This is a genomic window from Mesorhizobium sp. M7A.F.Ca.CA.004.04.2.1 (assembly GCF_004022825.1).
Lineage (GTDB): Bacteria > Pseudomonadota > Alphaproteobacteria > Rhizobiales > Rhizobiaceae > Mesorhizobium.
The window spans coordinates 1-401 of sequence record NZ_RZPH01001835.1; the positions used below are offsets into that span (position 1 = coordinate 1).

Annotated in this window: 1 protein-coding gene and 1 pseudogene; one reads left to right on the plus strand and one right to left on the minus strand. The window is 61.6% G+C overall.

The window, feature by feature from the left end:
* Positions 1–142, plus strand: a 142-nt coding sequence (locus EN893_RS37830; RefSeq protein ID WP_128362352.1) for a DUF680 domain-containing protein, incomplete at its 5' end; no start/stop codon positions are given.
* A 76-nt stretch (positions 143–218) separates the two neighbouring features.
* Here EN893_RS37830 and EN893_RS37835 read toward each other — a convergent pair.
* A pseudogene (locus EN893_RS37835) lies at positions 219–401 on the minus strand (ABC transporter ATP-binding protein); the annotation flags it as partial.

Consider the following 401-nt stretch of genomic DNA (forward strand, 5'->3'; position numbering starts at 1 on the left):
GCCTGCGGTTACTTCGGTTGACAGCGCGCATACGAGCTCGGTCCGCAACAGCGGTGGCCTCGTCGAGAAGCTGCTCAATTCGTCGGGCGACGTAGAGAAGTCCGCTCCTCAGGGCAGCGACCGGAATCTCTTCGGCCGTTAACAGTCGAAGCTGATCTTCAAAAAAAGAGCGGCGGGCCTGGCCCGCTGCTCTTTTTTGTCCAAGACGCGGTTCTGCCTCAGGCCGCCTTCGCTTCAGCCTCATGAAGGGCAAACGACCGTCCGTCAGCGTCGAAGAGATGCAGGTCCTCGCCATTGGCGCTCAGCCGCAATGTCGAACCGCGCTTGACCTCGACATTGCCGGGCAGCTTGGTCACCAGCGGCAGGTCGGCGCGACCGATGTCGACATAGACCAGCTGCAC